Annotated in this window: 19 protein-coding genes; 15 read left to right on the top strand and 4 right to left on the bottom strand. The window is 58.3% G+C overall.

Translation table 11 applies throughout. The features are described 5' to 3' along the window. Positions 1–63: 63 nt before the first annotated feature. Together ACR0CZ_RS18285 and ACR0CZ_RS18280 are read right to left on the bottom strand one after the other, a co-directional pair. Positions 64–1,014 (bottom strand): AraC family transcriptional regulator, encoded by a 951-nt coding sequence (locus ACR0CZ_RS18285; protein WP_480537229.1) that lies wholly within the window; start codon positions 1,012–1,014, stop codon positions 64–66. A 116-nt stretch (positions 1,015–1,130) separates the two neighbouring features. Continuing rightward, on the bottom strand, positions 1,131–1,997 hold the full coding sequence (locus ACR0CZ_RS18280; RefSeq protein WP_170398212.1) for a branched-chain amino acid aminotransferase: 867 nt from the start codon (positions 1,995–1,997) through the stop codon (positions 1,131–1,133). Between the two features lie 158 nt (positions 1,998–2,155). On the opposite strand from ACR0CZ_RS18280, the gene ACR0CZ_RS18275 reads away from it, so the two are divergent. The 14 genes from ACR0CZ_RS18275 to ACR0CZ_RS18210 all read left to right on the top strand — a co-directional run bounded on the left by ACR0CZ_RS18275 (position 2,156) and on the right by ACR0CZ_RS18210 (position 14,031). Beyond that, entirely contained in the window at positions 2,156–2,668 is a 513-nt protein-coding gene (locus ACR0CZ_RS18275) for a MarR family winged helix-turn-helix transcriptional regulator (protein ID WP_170398209.1), read from the top strand. Next, on the top strand, positions 2,665–3,366 hold the full coding sequence (locus ACR0CZ_RS18270) for a response regulator (protein WP_170398206.1): 702 nt from the start codon (positions 2,665–2,667) through the stop codon (positions 3,364–3,366). The genes ACR0CZ_RS18275 and ACR0CZ_RS18270 overlap by 4 nt, the downstream gene beginning before the upstream one ends. Positions 3,367–3,435: 69 nt before the next feature. Continuing rightward, positions 3,436–4,362: a histone deacetylase family protein gene (locus ACR0CZ_RS18265; RefSeq protein ID WP_170466531.1), complete on the top strand. Its 927-nt coding sequence runs from the start codon at positions 3,436–3,438 to the stop codon at positions 4,360–4,362. Beyond that, positions 4,359–4,601: an exodeoxyribonuclease VII small subunit gene (locus ACR0CZ_RS18260; protein ID WP_170613140.1), complete on the top strand. Its 243-nt coding sequence runs from the start codon at positions 4,359–4,361 to the stop codon at positions 4,599–4,601. Before ACR0CZ_RS18265 ends, ACR0CZ_RS18260 begins: the two co-directional genes overlap by 4 nt. Continuing rightward, positions 4,602–5,468 (top strand): polyprenyl synthetase family protein, encoded by an 867-nt coding sequence (locus ACR0CZ_RS18255; protein WP_170625405.1) that lies wholly within the window; start codon positions 4,602–4,604, stop codon positions 5,466–5,468. Between the two features lie 14 nt (positions 5,469–5,482). Further along, entirely contained in the window at positions 5,483–7,411 is a 1,929-nt protein-coding gene (gene dxs, locus ACR0CZ_RS18250; RefSeq protein ID WP_480537228.1) for a 1-deoxy-D-xylulose-5-phosphate synthase, read from the top strand. A 140-nt stretch (positions 7,412–7,551) separates the two neighbouring features. Further along, the gene (gene napF / locus ACR0CZ_RS18245) at positions 7,552–8,061 is read left to right on the top strand and encodes a ferredoxin-type protein NapF (RefSeq protein WP_170398196.1); all 510 of its coding nucleotides are present in this window, start codon (positions 7,552–7,554) and stop codon (positions 8,059–8,061) included. Beyond that, complete coding sequence (locus tag ACR0CZ_RS18240) at positions 8,058–8,330, top strand: chaperone NapD (RefSeq protein ID WP_170398193.1); 273 nt, start codon at positions 8,058–8,060, stop codon at positions 8,328–8,330. Before napF ends, ACR0CZ_RS18240 begins: the two co-directional genes overlap by 4 nt. Positions 8,331–8,347: 17 nt before the next feature. After that, entirely contained in the window at positions 8,348–10,840 is a 2,493-nt protein-coding gene (gene napA, locus ACR0CZ_RS18235; RefSeq protein ID WP_170398190.1) for a nitrate reductase catalytic subunit NapA, read from the top strand. 27 nt (positions 10,841–10,867) lie between these two features. Continuing rightward, complete coding sequence (gene napG, locus ACR0CZ_RS18230) at positions 10,868–11,686, top strand: ferredoxin-type protein NapG (protein WP_170398187.1); 819 nt, start codon at positions 10,868–10,870, stop codon at positions 11,684–11,686. After that, a complete protein-coding gene (gene napH, locus ACR0CZ_RS18225; RefSeq protein ID WP_170408116.1) occupies positions 11,683–12,594 on the top strand; it encodes a quinol dehydrogenase ferredoxin subunit NapH in 912 nt (303 codons plus the stop codon). Before napG ends, napH begins: the two co-directional genes overlap by 4 nt. 12 nt (positions 12,595–12,606) lie before the next feature. After that, positions 12,607–13,041, top strand: a complete 435-nt coding sequence (locus ACR0CZ_RS18220; RefSeq protein WP_170398181.1) for a nitrate reductase cytochrome c-type subunit — start codon at positions 12,607–12,609, stop codon at positions 13,039–13,041. Between the two features lie 26 nt (positions 13,042–13,067). After that, entirely contained in the window at positions 13,068–13,772 is a 705-nt protein-coding gene (locus tag ACR0CZ_RS18215) for a NapC/NirT family cytochrome c (RefSeq protein ID WP_170398176.1), read from the top strand. A 1-nt stretch (position 13,773) separates the two neighbouring features. After that, positions 13,774–14,031, top strand: a complete 258-nt coding sequence (locus ACR0CZ_RS18210; RefSeq protein ID WP_170398173.1) for a hypothetical protein — start codon at positions 13,774–13,776, stop codon at positions 14,029–14,031. Positions 14,032–14,064: 33 nt separating this feature from the next. Here the strand turns inward: ACR0CZ_RS18210 and ACR0CZ_RS18205 are convergent, their stop codons facing one another. Continuing rightward, a complete protein-coding gene (locus ACR0CZ_RS18205; protein ID WP_170398170.1) occupies positions 14,065–14,766 on the bottom strand; it encodes a Crp/Fnr family transcriptional regulator in 702 nt (233 codons plus the stop codon). A 185-nt stretch (positions 14,767–14,951) separates the two neighbouring features. Here ACR0CZ_RS18205 and hemA point away from each other — a divergent pair, with 185 nt between their 5' ends. Next, positions 14,952–16,175, top strand: a complete 1,224-nt coding sequence (gene hemA / locus ACR0CZ_RS18200) for a 5-aminolevulinate synthase (protein ID WP_170425552.1) — start codon at positions 14,952–14,954, stop codon at positions 16,173–16,175. A gap of 60 nt (positions 16,176–16,235) precedes the next feature. On the opposite strand, the gene ACR0CZ_RS18195 is transcribed toward hemA, so the two are convergent. Further along, positions 16,236–16,523 carry a cytochrome C oxidase subunit IV family protein gene (locus ACR0CZ_RS18195; RefSeq protein ID WP_480459885.1) on the bottom strand — a complete coding sequence of 96 codons (288 nt, stop codon included), beginning with the start codon at positions 16,521–16,523 and terminating at the stop codon, positions 16,236–16,238.

The following is a 16,523-nucleotide window of genomic DNA, read 5'->3' as shown; positions in this document are numbered from 1 at the left end:
GATTGAACGCAACATCTCAGTTCGTTTTGCATTTATTGCAGATCGTTCAATTGATCAGTACGATTAGTGCATCGCACGGTACGCGGCGGGCGACAGTCCGACCTGCTTCTTGAACACGCGTGAAAACGCAGCCTCGGACGCGTATCCCACTTCTGCTGCGGCATCCGCAACGTTCCAGCGATTTTCGGTCAACCCATGGCACGCGATCTGCATCCGCCAGTCCGTCAGGTACTGCATCGGGGTAGTCCCCATCTTTTGTGAGAAAAGCTGCGCAAATGCAGTGCGTGACATTGCTGCTTCTCGCGCGAGCATCGCAACGCTCCACTCCTGTGCCGGAGACTGGTGAAATGCAGTCAGCGCCCGCGAGATGCGCGGATCGGCAAATCCGGCAAGCGCGGCATCATGAGGACTTTGATGTTCAAGGTATGCCCGGATCGCTTGCGCAAACAGCACTTCGGACAGTTTCAGCGCGATCAGGTCACCGCCGATACGAGCACCGGACACTTCAGATCCGATCATGCGCAATGTCGCCTCGATCCAGGCACCCGCTTCTTCACCGTAATTCTCGATCAGTATAAAAGGTGGCAACCGGTCGATCAGCATATGACCGGTTCCGTTTCGCCCGGCTGGCCCGGTGCATGAGAAATGTCCGCAAATCAGTTGCGTATCGCGCTCGTCTTCCTCACCGCCATAGACCAGGACACCATCGCCTTTGTAGCCTGACCGCTCTAACACCTGCTCAAGGGGCAAGGCATCATAGGGTTTGACTTCATTACACAGCAGCGCATGCGGCGCACCGTGGGGAATAAGAATCAGATCACCCTGCCGCAACCGCAAGGTCTCGCCGGTTGTTGGCAGGTGCACCTTCAATTCACCGCGTTGCACAAAGTGAAACCGGGCCACGTTCTCGAAGCCCGGCACCTGTATCCCAAACGGCGGAGTAAAGGATGTGCGGAAATAAAATGTGCCACGCAGAGACAGGCGTGTAAGGATATCGCTGAGAAGATCTAACATGAGCCAACGATACGGCTTGGCCCGGCAGCGTCCATACCTTCGAACGATCTGCATGCATATTTGCATGATCTGCAATCAAAACCCCCGCCTGAGCGGGGGTTCAATACGGTGTTAACTTACGCGCGGACCAATTTCTCGTAATCTTCGGCGATTTCGCGGGTCAGATCGCCAACCTCGAAGGTATAATCGCCGATCTGCCCGACAGGTGTAACTTCGGCTGCAGTGCCAGTCAGCCAGCATTGCTCGAAATCGGCCATCTCCTCGGGACGGATCCGACGTTCATGAACAGTGATGCCCTTGTCTTTCAGCATCTGGATCACCGTCTGACGAGTGATGCCGTTGAGGAAGCAATCGGCCAGCGGGGTGTGCACTTCGCCATCCTTAACGAAGAAGACATTTGCCCCCGTCGCCTCGGCGACATTGCCATTATAATCCATGAACAAAGCGTCCGAGCAGCCTTTGGCCTCAGCTTTGTGTTTGGAAATGGTGCAGATCATGTAAAGACCTGCTGCCTTGGCATGGACTGGAATGGTTTCCGGACTGGGTCGTTTCCACTCGGCGATGTCCAACTTGGCGCCTTGCATCTTAGCGTCACCGTAATAGGCACCCCAAGGCCAAACAGCGATGGCCATCCGAACCGGATTCTTGGCGGACGCCACACCCATATCCTCGCCCGAGCCACGCCAGACCAGCGCACGTACATACGCATCTTGAAGACCACTGGCTTTGAGCGCTTCTTCCTTGGCGGCCTCGATCTCATCGACCGAGTATGGCATCGGCATATCCAGCGCCTCTGCCGACGCGATCAGGCGTTCGGAATGCTCGCGGCTTTTGAAGATCTTGCCGTTATAAGCGCGCTCACCCTCGAACACCGAAGACGCATAATGCATCGCGTGGGACAGGATGTGCACATTGGCCTCACGCCAGGGCACCAATTCGCCATCCATCCAGATGACACCGTCGCGATCGTCATATCCAGCCATGCGAAACCTCCTGAACCGGTCGATATTTCCGAATGTTGCGCCGTTTAGGTCCGTATCGGACACAATGTTGCGCAAAAACTGCGATTCGATACCTGTGCGCTCTTGGAATGTCAATAAGGCTGACATAAAGTCAGATTATATTGCGAATGAGGCCCAACATGACCGACATCCGTCCCGCCCCGGTCTTTGGCGGAGAAAGCCTGTTGTTTCTGACAGATGAACAACTGAGGCAGGGCATCGAGGCCATGTTTTTTGCCTATCGCGGCTTTACCGCTGATCCGGACCGTATCCTGACTGAATTGGCCTACGGCCGTGCTCATCATCGGGCCATCCACTTCATCAATCGTGCACCGGGGACAACGGTCAACAACCTGCTGGCCATATTGGGTGTTACGAAACAATCACTGAACCGCGTCTTGCGCAGCCTGATCGAAGATGGGTTGGTCGAAAGCCGGGTCGGAACAGTGGACAAACGCGAACGCCACCTATTTTTGACGGATAAGGGAAAGGCGTTAGAGGCCAAACTCTCCGACGCCCAGCGCGCCCGGATGCGCGCGGCCTACAAGGATGCGGGCCCCGAAGCGGTGGCCGGGTTTCGCAAAGTGCTTGAAGCAATGATGGATGCTGATATGCGTCGTGCATATACGAAACTGCGGGATACGACTTCATGAGCGAAATGGACGCCCATCTTCTGATCGTCGACGATGACGAGCGCATTCGCGATTTGCTCAAGAAATTCCTGATGCGCAGCGGGTTTCTGGTGACCTCAGCGCGGGATGCAGCCCATGCGCGGCGGGTTTTGTCGGGACTGGATTTCGATCTGATCGTGCTGGATGTGATGATGCCCGGTGAGGACGGTGTGAGCCTGACCCGATCTCTGCGCGACACCCATTCCACCCCGATCCTGCTTTTGACGGCCAAGGGCGAGACCGAGCATCGGATTGCCGGGCTTGAGGCGGGTGCGGATGACTATCTGGCCAAGCCATTCGAGCCGAAAGAGTTGCTGCTGAGGATCAACGCCATTCTGCGTCGGATGCCAGAGACACCTGCACAGGACACGGCGGCGAAGATTCTACATCTTGGGCCCATTCGCTATGATATCGAACGCGGTGAGATGTGGCAGGGCGAAGACCCGGTGCGCCTAACCGCGACCGAAAGCCAGTTGATGAAAATATTCTCGGCTCAACCCGGCGAACCGATCAGCCGAGCCAAGCTGGTCGAAGATCTGGGGCGTGACAAAGGTCAGGCACAGGAGCGCGCTGTGGACGTACAGATCACCCGCTTGCGTCGGAAGCTTGAGCAAGATCCGAAGCAACCCCGGTATCTGCAGACCGTACGGGGTGCAGGGTATATGTTGGCACCGGATTGATTTTGCCGCTGCGCGGCGATCTTAGGCCTTCGGCGAAGGTATTTTTAGCCAGATGAAGATGGGATCCTGATGAAAACCGCCCTATTGACCCATGCAGATTGTTTGCACCATGTGACACCTGAGGGACATCCGGAACGGGTTGCGCGGTTGGAGCATATCCTGCATGCGCTTGAGGGGCTGGATGTTCAGCGTGTGACGGCGCCGTTGGCGGCGGATGATGATCTGCTAAGGGTGCATCCGCAGAACCATATCAGCGATATTCTCGACCATAGGCCCCCGGATGGGTTCAAGCAGATTGATGGGGATACGTTCATGTCTCCGGGATCTGTTGATGCGGCCTATCGTGCGGCGGGCGCGGTGGTGCGGGCCGTTGATTTGGTACTGACCGGCGAAGCGCCGAACGCGTTTTGCGCTATTCGGCCTCCGGGGCATCATGCCGAGACCGAGACGGCAATGGGGTTCTGCCTGTTTGGGAATGCCGCGCTGGCTGCAAAGCACGCGTTGGATCATCACGGGTTGAACCGCGTGGCAGTGGTGGATTTCGACGTGCATCATGGCAATGGCACGCAAGACCTGCTTTGGGATGAGAAACGCGCTTTGGTGATCACCAGCCAGCAGATGCCCTTATGGCCCGGCTCGGGCCGCCCGGATGAGACCGGTGCTTATGAAACCGTTTTGAACATACCACTGGCTCCGGGCACGGGTGGGGCCGAGATGCGGGGAGCCTATGAGGCGCAAGCCTTTCCGCGTCTGCGGGCGTTTAGGCCGGAACTGATCATTATTTCCGCTGGGTTTGATGCGCATCAAGATGATCCGTTGGCCAATCTCAATTGGTCCACGGGCGATTTCGCCTGGATCACGGCGGAGCTGTGCAAGATTGCCGATGACGTGTGTGATGGCCGTATCGTCTCGACTCTGGAAGGCGGTTATGATCTGAACGCATTGGCCGAGGCGACACGCGCCCATGTGGAAGAACTGATAAAGGCAGCACGATGACCGATACCCCAGTTGAACAGATGACGTTCGAACAAGCGATGAAAGAGCTTGAGGCCGTGGTTGGCCAGTTGGAACGTGGTGATGTGGCGCTGGATCAATCGATTGCGCTGTACGAACGTGGCGCCGCATTGAAGAAGCGCTGCGAGGATGAGCTGAAGCGTGCTGAGGAAAAAGTGGCCGCGATCACTCTGGACGCAGGTGGTCAGCCAACCGGGACGACGCCTGTCGAAGGTCAGTAAATGTTTCGTGAAAAGCTGGCACAGGATGCCGCGCTGATTCAGAGCCATTTCGATTTGGTTCTGAGCGCGCTGGATGATCTGGATGTGACACGGGCCATGGCCTATGCCACCGAGGGCGGCAAGCGTCTGCGAGGGTTTATGGTATTGGAAAGCGCGCGGTTGCTTGGCGTCGATACAGCTCGGGCAATCTGGCCAGCGACGGGTATCGAAGCGCTGCATGCATACTCTCTGGTCCATGACGACCTGCCTTGCATGGATGATGACGACCTGAGGCGTGGACGCCCAACGGTGCACGTGAAATGGGATGAGGGCACCGCCGTTCTGGCCGGGGATGCGCTGCAGACACTTGCGTTTGAGCTTTGCACGCGGCCAGAGGTCGGAAATGCTGAAATACGCGCTGAACTGGCTCTAACACTGGCAAAAGCGAGCGGCGCACAGGGTATGGTTCTGGGTCAGGCGCTGGATATCGCCGCTGAGACGGCGGCGGAGCCGCTGACACTGGATGAGATTACACATCTGCAAGCGGGCAAGACCGGTGCGTTGATCGAATGGTCCGCCTGTGCGGGTGCGCGATTGGCGCAGGCCGATCCCACCCCCTTGCGCCAATATGCCCAGGCGCTTGGGCTTGCCTTTCAGATCGCGGATGACATTTTGGATGTCGAAGGAGATGCCGAAAAGGCCGGAAAGCGGCTGCAGAAAGACGCCGAGGCGGGCAAAGCGACCTTTGTCTCGCTACTGGGTCTGGACGCCGCCAGATCCCGTGCAATTGAGCTTGTGGATCAGGCTTGTGCTGCGCTGGACGAACATGGCCCCGCTGCAGAAACCTTGAAGCAGGCTGCCCGCTTCGTTATTGCCCGGGACAGCTAAGCCAGGAACGCCAAATGTCTGACCGCCCGAATACGCCCTTGTTGGACCTTGTGAGCCGCCCAGCGGATCTGAAGCAGTTTTCAGATGCGCAGTTGCATCAGGTCGCAAATGAGTTGCGGGCCGAGACGATTTCAGCAGTTTCGGTGACCGGAGGGCATCTGGGCGCGGGTCTGGGTGTCGTCGAGCTGACCACGGCGCTGCACGCGGTATTCGACACGCCACGAGACAAGATCATCTGGGACGTAGGTCACCAGTGTTATCCGCACAAGATTCTGACAGAACGCCGGGGCCGAATTCGCACCCTTCGCACAAAAGGCGGCCTAAGCGGATTCACCAAGCGCAGTGAAAGCGCCTATGATCCATTTGGCGCTGCACATTCCAGTACCTCGATCAGTGCCGCGCTAGGCTTTGCTGTCGCGCGTGATCTGGGCGGCGTTACGCCTGAAGGGCTGGGCGATGCGATCGCTGTGATCGGCGATGGCTCTATGTCCGCCGGCATGGCCTTTGAGGCGATGAACAACGCAGGCCACCTGAAGAAACGCTTGATCGTAATTCTCAATGACAATGAGATGAGCATTGCACCGCCGGTGGGTGCCCTATCGAATTATCTATCGCGCATTTATGCCGAAGAACCATTTCACGATCTGAAAGCTGCTGCCAAAGGTGCGGTGTCGTTGCTGCCGGAACCCTTCCGCGAAGGGGCAAAGCGCGCCAAGGATATGCTGAAGGGCATGGCCATGGGCGGGACGCTATTTGAAGAGCTCGGCTTTTCCTATCTTGGCCCGATCGACGGGCATGATCTGGACCAGTTGCTGCCGGTTCTGCGTGCGGTCAAGGCGAAGGCAAGCGGACCGATCCTGATCCATGTGCTGACCAAGAAAGGCAAGGGGTATGCCCCCGCCGAACAGGCCCGCGACAAGGGTCACGCGACCGCCAAGTTCGATGTGGTGACGGGCGAGCAGAAAAAGGCGCCTTCGAACGCGCCTTCCTATACCTCGGTCTTTGGCAAGACACTGGTCGATGAAGCAGCGCGGGATGACAAGATCGTCGCGGTTACAGCCGCGATGCCGGACGGGACCGGGCTGAACCTGTTTGCGGAGCGCTATCCGTCGCGCTGTTTCGACGTTGCGATTGCCGAACAGCATGGCGTGACCTTCTCGGCTGCGCTGGCCGCCGGGGGCATGAAACCATTCTGTGCGATGTATTCGACCTTCCTGCAGCGTGGCTATGATCAGGTTGTGCATGATGTGGCGATCCAACGCCTGCCGGTGCGATTTGCCATCGACCGTGCGGGTCTGGTTGGGGCAGACGGTGCGACCCATGCGGGGTCGTTTGATATTGCTTACATGGCCAACCTTCCGGGTATGGTTGTCATGGCGGCTGCAGATGAGGCCGAATTGATGCACATGGTCGCCACTGCGGTGGCACATGACGATGGCCCGATCGCTTTCCGGTATCCTCGCGGCGAAGGAGCGGGCGTTGATCTGCCCGAGCGCGGAGAAGTATTGGAGATCGGCAAGGGCCGGTTGATCAAGAAAGGTGCCCGGGTGGCGCTGCTGTCTTTCGGTACGCGGCTGGCCGAAGTGCAGAAAGCAGCAGAGGCGCTATCGGCGCGCGGGATCAAGCCCACCATCGCCGATGCACGCTTTGCCAAACCGCTGGATCGGGACCTGATCCTTGATCTGGCTGCCAATCACGAGGCACTGATCTCCATCGAGGAAGGGGCCATCGGCGGCTTTGGCAGCCATGTTGCACAATTGCTTGCGGATGAGGGCGTGTTTGACGAAGGGTTGAAGTATCGCTCGATGGTGCTGCCGGATATCTTCATCGATCAGGCGAGCCCGGCGGATATGTACGCCGTCGCAGGAATGAACGCAGAACAGATCGAGGCAAAGGTTCTCTCGGTTCTTGGCGTTGCTACAATCGGTGAGAAACGCGCCTGATATTCGGGTGTTGCCGCCCCTGGATGCTGAAAAAATAAGCAGTTCAAAAATGATCTAGGTCAATTCCTTACACGCTGTGCTACGCTAACACCCGAGTCAGGCAGGCCAACCCCTGTCGATCACTCAAAGGTCGCGAGCGAATGAACAAGCTAGCCAGCCGACGCGCATTCCTGAAAGGGAAAGTGCTGCGCGAGGATACATCAGCCATCCACCCACCGGGTGCGGTGACCGAGTTTCTTGAGCTTTGCACTCAATGCGACGAATGCCGCGAGGCCTGCCCTGAAGATATCATCCGTTTCGACGCGCAAGGCTGGCCTGTTGTCCAATTGGATGCAGGCCCCTGCACTTTTTGCGGCGATTGCGCCAACGCTTGCCCGACCGGGGCGCTGAATCCTGAACACGTGGCTGATTGGCCTTGGCGCGCTGCGGTGTCGGCCTCTTGCCTGTCGATGAATGGTGTCAGCTGTCGGGTTTGTCAGGATGTCTGCGACCACAACGCGATCCGCTTTCGGCTGCAAACCGGTGGTCGTGCTGAACCCCAACTCGACACCGATATTTGTACCGGCTGTGGCGCTTGTGCCAGCGCCTGCCCTGCCGGTTCTGTCACCTTTGAACGCCACACCCCGCCCGCTCAGGAGGTAGCCTTATGAATATCTGTGGATGCCTCGTCCATGTAACCCCCGAAACCAAGCAGAGTGCACAGGCCGCGATTGCAGGTACAAACGGGGCAGAAGTTCACGCAGCATCCGAGGATGGCCGCATTGTTGTTGTGGTCGAGGATACGCCGGAAAAAATGGCGTCCGAGACGATCATGGATCTGCACCAGATCCCGGGTGTGATCTCTCTGACCCTGACCTACCACCATTTCGAAGACCTCGCGGAGACCCGTCCGCACCTTAACGCTTCTCGCCAGATCTAAAGCCGGAGACCCATGTCATGACCATCTCTGAATCCCGCCGGACCTTCTTGAAATCAACCGCCGCCGCTGCGACAGCATCAGCCGCAGGACTTCCCCTTGCGACCGGACAAGCCAGCGCTCAGGTCGGCAACCCTGATATCCGTTGGGACAAAGCCGCCTGCCGGTTCTGCGGCACCGGATGCTCGGTTCTGGTTGGCACCAAAGACGGGCGCGTGGTCGCCACGCAAGGCGACCCGGATGCGCCGGTGAACCGCGGTCTGAACTGTATCAAGGGCTATTTCCTGTCCAAGATCATGTACGGCAAAGACCGCCTGACCACGCCGATGCTGCGCAAAACCAACGGCGAATATGACAAGAATGGTGAGTTCGAACCCGTCAGCTGGGACGAAGCCTTCGACGTCATGGCTGCCAAGTGGAAAGAGGCCCTTGCCAAGAAAGGCCCGACCAGTGTCGGCATGTTCGGTTCGGGCCAGTGGACCGTTTGGGAGGGCTACGCTGCTGCCAAGATGATGAAAGCCGGTTTCCGATCCAACAACATCGACCCCAACGCGCGCCATTGTATGGCCTCGGCGGTTGTCGGCTTCATGCGCACCTTCGGCATTGATGAACCAATGGGCTGCTATGACGATTTCGAGCACGCAGACACATTCGTGCTCTGGGGCTCGAACATGGCCGAGATGCACCCGATTCTGTGGTCACGCCTGACCGACACGCGTCTGACCAAACCGGGATCCGAAGTGCATGTACTGTCGACCTATGAACACCGCTCGTTCGAGTTGGCCGACAATGGAATGGTCTTTGCGCCGCAGACCGATCTGGCGATCCTGAACTATATCGCCAACTACATTATCCAGAACGGCGCGGTGAACGAAGAGTTCGTCAACAAACACGTCAACATCACCAAGACCGCCACCGATATTGGCTATGGACTGCGCGATAACAACCCGCTGCAGGAAGAGGCAGAGAATCCAAACTCTGGCAAGATGGAGCCGATCAGCTTCGAAGAATATGCCGAAGCGGTATCGGAATACACGCTGGAATACACATCGGAACTCTCCGGTGTTCCTGCCGCTCAGCTTGAGCGTCTGGCCCAGCAATATGCCGACCCCAACCGCAAGGTGATGAGCCTGTGGACCATGGGCTTCAACCAGCACACTCGCGGATCGTGGGTGAACTCGCTGATGTACAATGTGCACCTGCTGGTGGGTAAGATTTCCGAACCCGGAAACTCGCCCTTCTCGCTGACCGGTCAACCTTCGGCCTGTGGTACGGCACGTGAGGTCGGAACCTTCGCTCACCGTCTGCCGGCTGATATGGTTGTGGCAAACGACAAACACCGCGAGATTTGCGAGACCGCGTGGAAAATTCCTGCGGGCACCATCCCACCCAAACCCGGGTTCCACGCCGTTTTGCAGCACCGCAAGCTGAAGGACGGCGATCTGAATGCCTATTGGGTGCAGTGCACCAACAACATGCAGGCCGCGCCCAATATCAACGAAGAAGGCTATCCCGGCTATCGCAACCCGGAGAACTTCATTGCCGTCTCCGATCCCTATCCTACTGTAACAGCCCTGTCGGCTGACCTGATCCTGCCTACCGCCATGTGGGTCGAGAAGGAAGGCGCCTATGGCAACGCCGAGCGTCGCACCCAATTCTGGCGGCAACAGGTCAAAGCGCCGGGCGAAGCGAAATCCGATCTGTGGCAGTTGATGGAGTTCTCCAAACGCTTCACCGTTGAAGAGGTTTGGGGCGAGGAACTGCTGGCGACCATGCCAGAACATCGTGGTAAGACCATGTATGACGTGCTGTTCGCCAATGGCACGATCGACAAGTTCCCGCTGTCAGAGACCGCAGAAGGATTCGACAACGACGAGTCCGAGCACTTTGGCTACTACGTGCAAAAGGGCCTGTTCGAGGAATATGCCGAGTTTGGGCGCGGCCACGCGCACGATCTGGCCCCATTCGAAACCTACCACCAGGCGCGTGGCCTGCGCTGGCCAGTCGTGGATGGTAAGGAAACACTGTACCGCTTCCGAGAAGGCTATGATCCGTATGTGCCTGAAGGCGAAGACGTGAAATTCTACGGCCATAAGGACGGCAAGGCCAAGATCATCTTCGCGCCATACGAACCCGCCCCCGAGGTACCGGATGAGGAATTCAACCTGTGGCTCTGCACAGGGCGTGTGCTGGAACATTGGCATTCAGGTTCGATGACCCGCCGCGTGCCCGAACTGCACCGCTCCTATCCCGCCGCCGTTGTCTACATGCACCCGGACGATGCGCGCGACCGCGGTCTGCGCCGCGGGCAGGAGATCGTTCTTTCCACCCGCCGCGGCGAAGTTAACAGCCGGGTCGAAACCCGAGGCCGGAACAAAGTGCCGCGTGGCCTGGTGTTCATGCCATGGTTCGACGAAGGCCAGTTGACAAACAAGCTGACTTTGGACGCGACCTGCCCGCTCTCGAAAGAGACCGACTTCAAGAAATGCGCCTGTAAGGTCGAGCGCGCGTAAAAGGCTGGCAAGGCAAAGGTCGTCCCCATGTCTCGTGTTGGCACACCCCTTTCGCCGCAGCGGCGCCGGTTCCTGCAGGACTCGGCGCGCGCAGCGGGTGGTTGCGTAGCAGCCGGGTCCTTGCTGGCCTGGCTGGCGCGGGACGCACGGGCGTTGCCGGCCGAGGCGTTGCGCCCCCCCGGTGCCTTGCCGGAAAAAGACTTTCTGTCAGCCTGCATCCGCTGTGGTCTGTGCGTGAGAGAGTGTCCCTATGACACGCTGAAACTGGCCGAGCTGGGTGTCGATGCGGTGGCCACCGGCACGCCGTATTTCACCGCCCGTGATATCCCTTGCGAAATGTGTGACGACATCCCCTGTGTCGCTGCCTGCCCGACCGGGGCGCTGGACCCCGGCCTGGACAATATCGACGACGCCAAGATGGGTGTCGCCGTTCTGGTCGATCAGGAAAACTGCCTGAACTTCTTCGGCCTGCGCTGCGATGTCTGTTACCGCGTCTGCCCCGTCATCGACGAGGCCATTACGCTGGAGACCGAACACAACGCCCGCTCGGGCAGTCATGCAATCTTCATTCCAACCGTTCACGCCGATCATTGCACCGGCTGCGGCGTTTGCGAGAAAAGCTGCGTTCTGCCCGAAGCGGCGATCAAGGTGCTGCCCGCCCGATTGGCTCGGGGCAGCAGCGCCGATCACTACCGCAAGGGCTGGGAAGAGAAAGAAGCCAAAGGCGCGCCCGTCGTCGAAGGTATCATCGATTTGCCTGATCGCCTGCCGGGACCGGGCTCCGATAACCTTGTCGCACCGGGCGGGTTTGAGCCCAGATTCAAATTGCCGGAGGTCACTCAATGACCGTCCGCACAAACATGCCGCTGGGGCATGAAGCTATCGCCGCCAAAGGTTGGCTGAGTGCCCATAAATACCTGCTGCTGCGCCGCGCCAGCCAAGTGTTCTTCCTGGTACTGTTCCTGTTGGGCCCGTGGTTCGGCATCTGGATCGTGCAGGGCACTCTGGCCGGGTCGCTGACCCTAGGCGTACTGCCCCTGACCGATCCGTTCGTCTTGCTGCAAAGTCTGATCGCAGGGCACTGGCCCGAGCTGACCGCCGCCATTGGTGCCGTCATCGTTCTGGCGACCTACGCGTTGGTCGGAGGCCGCGTCTATTGCTCGTGGGTCTGCCCGATCAACCCTGTAACCGACGGCGCGCACTGGCTGCACCGCAAGCTGGGTCTGCAAAAAGGCTGGCAGCCCAAACGCGGAACGCGGCTGTGGATCATGGCCACTGTGCTGATCGTCTCTGGCCTGACTGGCGCAATTGCTTGGGAACTGGTCAACCCGATCACCATGCTGCATCGCGGGTTGATCTTTGGCATGGGCTTCGTCTGGGCGATGGTCGCCGCGATCTTCCTGTTTGACTTGCTTGTCTCGCGCCATGGATGGTGCGGCCATGTCTGCCCCGTAGGCGCATTCTACGGACTGGTGGGCAGCAAGGCGATGCTGCGGGTCAGCGCCGCCAATCGCAACGCCTGTGACGATTGCATGGACTGCTACGCGGTTTGCCCAGAAAACCATGTGATCTCTCCGGCGCTGAAAGGCAAAGACAACCCGCTGATCCTGTCGCCCGACTGCACCAATTGCGGTCGCTGCATCGATGTCTGCGCTGAAGACGTTTTCAAATTCACCCATCGGTTCGACGCCCTGACCGTCGCGCCACCGGAATCAACCGCCGCGCCCCAGCCGCGCGCCTCAAGACCTTTTTGAAGGAGTGAGAAGATGAAAAAGCCGATCCTAGTGGGCCTTGCCCTGATCCCGCCGCTGCTCCTCGGTGGCCTGGCCCTCGCGCAGTCTGCCGGAGTTAACAGCCTACGCGGTGCCGAAGTCGATGAACCCGCCGTCCTGGATCAGGTGCATCGGACAGTCGAAGGCCGTATGCAGCGTAATTATCGCCAGCAGCCGCCGCTGATCCCACATTCGATCGAACAGTACCAGATCGACCTGCGCACCAATCAGTGCCTCTCCTGCCATGACTGGACCAAGGCTGGTGAACGCAACGCTCCGACGTTGTCGATGACTCACTATCTGGACCGCGAAGGGCGAGAGTTGGATCAGATCGCCGGCACACGGTATTTCTGCAATCAGTGCCACGTACCACAGGCCGATGCGCTGCCTCTGGTCGATAACACTTTTGAACCTTCCTCCGGAAACTGAACACAGGTCGAAAAGGAGAGCGCGACATGTCCGACTCCCAAGAAAAACAAGGACTCATCCGGCGCCTCTGGACCTGGTTCTGGAGCCCGATCGCCGTCCTCAGTGTCGGCTTTACACTACTGGCCGGGTTTCTGGCAGGCATCCTGTTCTGGGGTGGGTTCCACTGGGCACTGGAATTGACCAACACGGAAGAGTTCTGCGTATCCTGCCACACGATGGAAACCAATCTGGGCGAATATCGGGAAACGGTCCATTACAATAACGATTCCGGCGTGCGGGCCATCTGTTCCGATTGCCACGTCCCGGACGAGTGGAACCACAAGATCAAGGCCAAGATCATGGCCGTGAAGGACGTCTACCACGAACTGGCAGGCACCATCAGCACGAAAGAGAAGTATGAGGACCATCGTCTTTCCATGGCGTCGGCCGTATGGAAGAAGATGAAGGAATCCGACAGCCGGGAATGCCGCAACTGCCACAACTTTGACTATATGGACTTCACCCTTCAGGAAACCCGCGCAGCCAGCGAACACCAGCGCGCAATCGACACCGGCATGACCTGCATCGATTGCCACCAGGGCATCGCACACAGTCTCCCACCCAATTATTTGGAAACGTATGAGAAGATTGCGAAAGAGGTAGATGGTGAGGTTCTGCAGGAACACGCTGCAGCATCAGGGGACGACATCCGCGCGTTCCTGAACAAAAGCTCGGAACAAGGTGGGGACTGAGATGTTAGAGATACTTGGAACCATCGGCGGTAACGTACTGGGTCTGCCCGGCATTCTGGGTCTGGCACTGGGAATGATGACGCGCCAATACTGGTTGGGCGCACTGATGGGTGGATTGGTTGGCCTGATCGCGCCTCTGCTCTTTGCCGGTTGGCAGATTTCCCACGTTGGAACGATAGCGCTGCTGATCGCAATTATCGTTGGTCTCTGCACCGGAAGTCTGGGCACCGCCATTCGCCGCAAGGGCGCAACCGTCTGAAGTGGTTGGTTGGGCCCGGCGGCAATTCCGGGGTCACCGCCCCCAGTTTTCCGCCGGATCGCTTTCCGCATAGTCCCGCAAAAGCGCGATATCCGAGATTTCGGCGTGGTTGCGGTTGATCTTCACACCCACCGCCTTGAGCCGCGAAAACGCCCGGCTCAGGCTTTCCGGCTTCATCCCCAGACGGCCTGCGATGAGCATCTTGTCGTAGGGCAGCAAAACCTCGCATCCGCCTTTGTCGCTGTCGCAGAGATTCAACAAAAACTCGGCCACGCGTTGCGCTCCGGTCTGAGCCTTGAGTTGCTCTAGCTGCGCCACCAACGAGTGAAGATGGGTAAAGGTCGCGGCCAGAATAGAAATACCGATCTCAGGGTCCTCTCTCATCAATGAGATCAGGATCGGACTGGGGATATGCATGACATCACAGGCCGATACGGCCTCGGCGGATACAGGATAGGGAACGTTACGCAGAGCTACGGCCTCACCAAAGCTGTCACCACGTTTGAAGACGCTCACGACGGCTTCGGCCCCGGTGGGGGTCATGCGGAACAGCTTGACCCAACCCTCAAGCACGACGTGGATGGCCTGCGCTTTTTCCTCCTGCAGGAATATTGTCTCACCACGGTCATACTGGCGCCAGATCGCGTGGCTCAGCAGTGTTTCCACATGCTGTTCCGGTAAACTGCGCAGCAGCAGCGACTGACGTGCGATCGCTTTTTGTGCTTCGTGAGACAAGAGAATACCCCTGTTAATTCCTGCCGGCGCATGGGCGCGGTCGGTCCATCCCTGTTCCACGCTATGCCAGAGCCGGCAGTTGTGCACCATAGTTTTATGTTGTCTAAACTTGACTATTGTCATGTTGCGGCTTGGTTCGCTGCCCTATTCTCGGCTCAAAGCCAGTATTCCGGGGAGCACGTAACATGGACTACGAGCGTTATTTCAGTCAAAGCCTCAGTGACCTTCGGGATGAAGGGAACTATCGTGTTTTCATAGACTTGCAACGTCGCTGTGGTTCTTTCCCGAACGCACGTCAGACGGATGGATCTGTCCAGCGAAATGTGCGGATCTGGTGTTCGAATGACTATCTTGGCATGGGTCAGCACCCATCTGTTATCGATGCAATGCATGACGCATTGGATCGCTGTGGCGCGGGGGCCGGGGGCACGCGAAACATATCAGGCACCACTCACGACCACGTGCTGCTTGAGGCCGAACTGGCCGATCTGCATGGAAAGGAAGCCGCGCTTCTGTTTACTTCCGGGTATGTTTCGAATTGGGCAGCCCTTGGCACTCTCGCCGCGAAAATCCCCGGCCTGATCGTATTCTCTGATGCACTGAACCATGCCTCAATGATCGAAGGCATCCGCCACTCGCGGGCGCAGAAGGTGATCTGGAAACACAACGATTTGGATGACCTTGAAGCCAAACTGGCCGCAGCTGATCCCGATGCGCCGAAGATGATCGCGTTCGAGTCGGTCTATTCGATGGATGGTGACATCGCCCCCATCAAAGAGATTTGCGATCTCGCCGACAAATACGGCGCGATGACCTATCTGGATGAGGTTCATGCCGTTGGCCTCTATGGGCCACGCGGCGGTGGTATCGCTGAACGCGAAGGTCTGATGGATCGCTTGACGGTGATCGAAGGCACGCTTGGTAAAGCGTTCGGTGTGGTGGGCGGGTATATTGCTGCCTCGGCTGCGCTGTGCGATTTCGTGCGCAGCTTCGCCAGCGGGTTTATTTTTACCACCGCCCTGCCACCATCGATCGCGGCCGGGGCCGCGGCCTCGATCCGGCATTTGAAACAATCGAATGCTGAACGCGACCTGCAGAAAGCCCGTGTAGCTCAGGTTCGGGCCCGTTTGGATGCGGAAGGTATTCCTCATATTCCTAACCCCAGCCACATCATCCCGGTGATGGTTGGCGATCCGGTGAAGTGCAAGTTCATCTCGGACACGCTGCTGGAAGAGTTCGGCATCTACATTCAGCCGATCAATTATCCCACCGTACCAAAAGGGACCGAGCGTCTGCGGATCACGCCGTCTCCGGTACATACGGATGAGGATATCGAGCATCTGGTTGGCGCGCTGTCCACACTCTGGCAACGCTGTCAGATTGCGCGCATGCCGATGGCAGCCCAGTAACCAAGAAGCGCCCCCTAGCGTAAAACTTCGCCGTCTCCCCGGAGGCGGCGTTTTTTTGAGTCAGATCAGGTAGAGGGCAAAGACAATGATGGCAAAGCCCGTCAGCACCATGGTGAAACCTCGCAGCCAGGCCGGGCTGTTTACGAGATCAAGATAACAAGCCAGGATAACGCGACATTTCGCCAGTGCGAGGACCAGAATACACCCCGCCAGAACGGCTGGCGGGATGGGCAGCACAGTCAGCAGTGCAGATGCAACGCTGAGCGCCAGAAGGCTGAGCCATGCGCGCGTGAGCGTATTCGGGAGCCTCCGGCGGGAGTATTTGGGAAAAGATGAAGCTGCGGGCAT

The sequence above is a fragment of the Ruegeria sp. H9 genome, from assembly GCF_056532915.1.
This window is presented reverse-complemented; position numbering and strand designations above follow the sequence as displayed.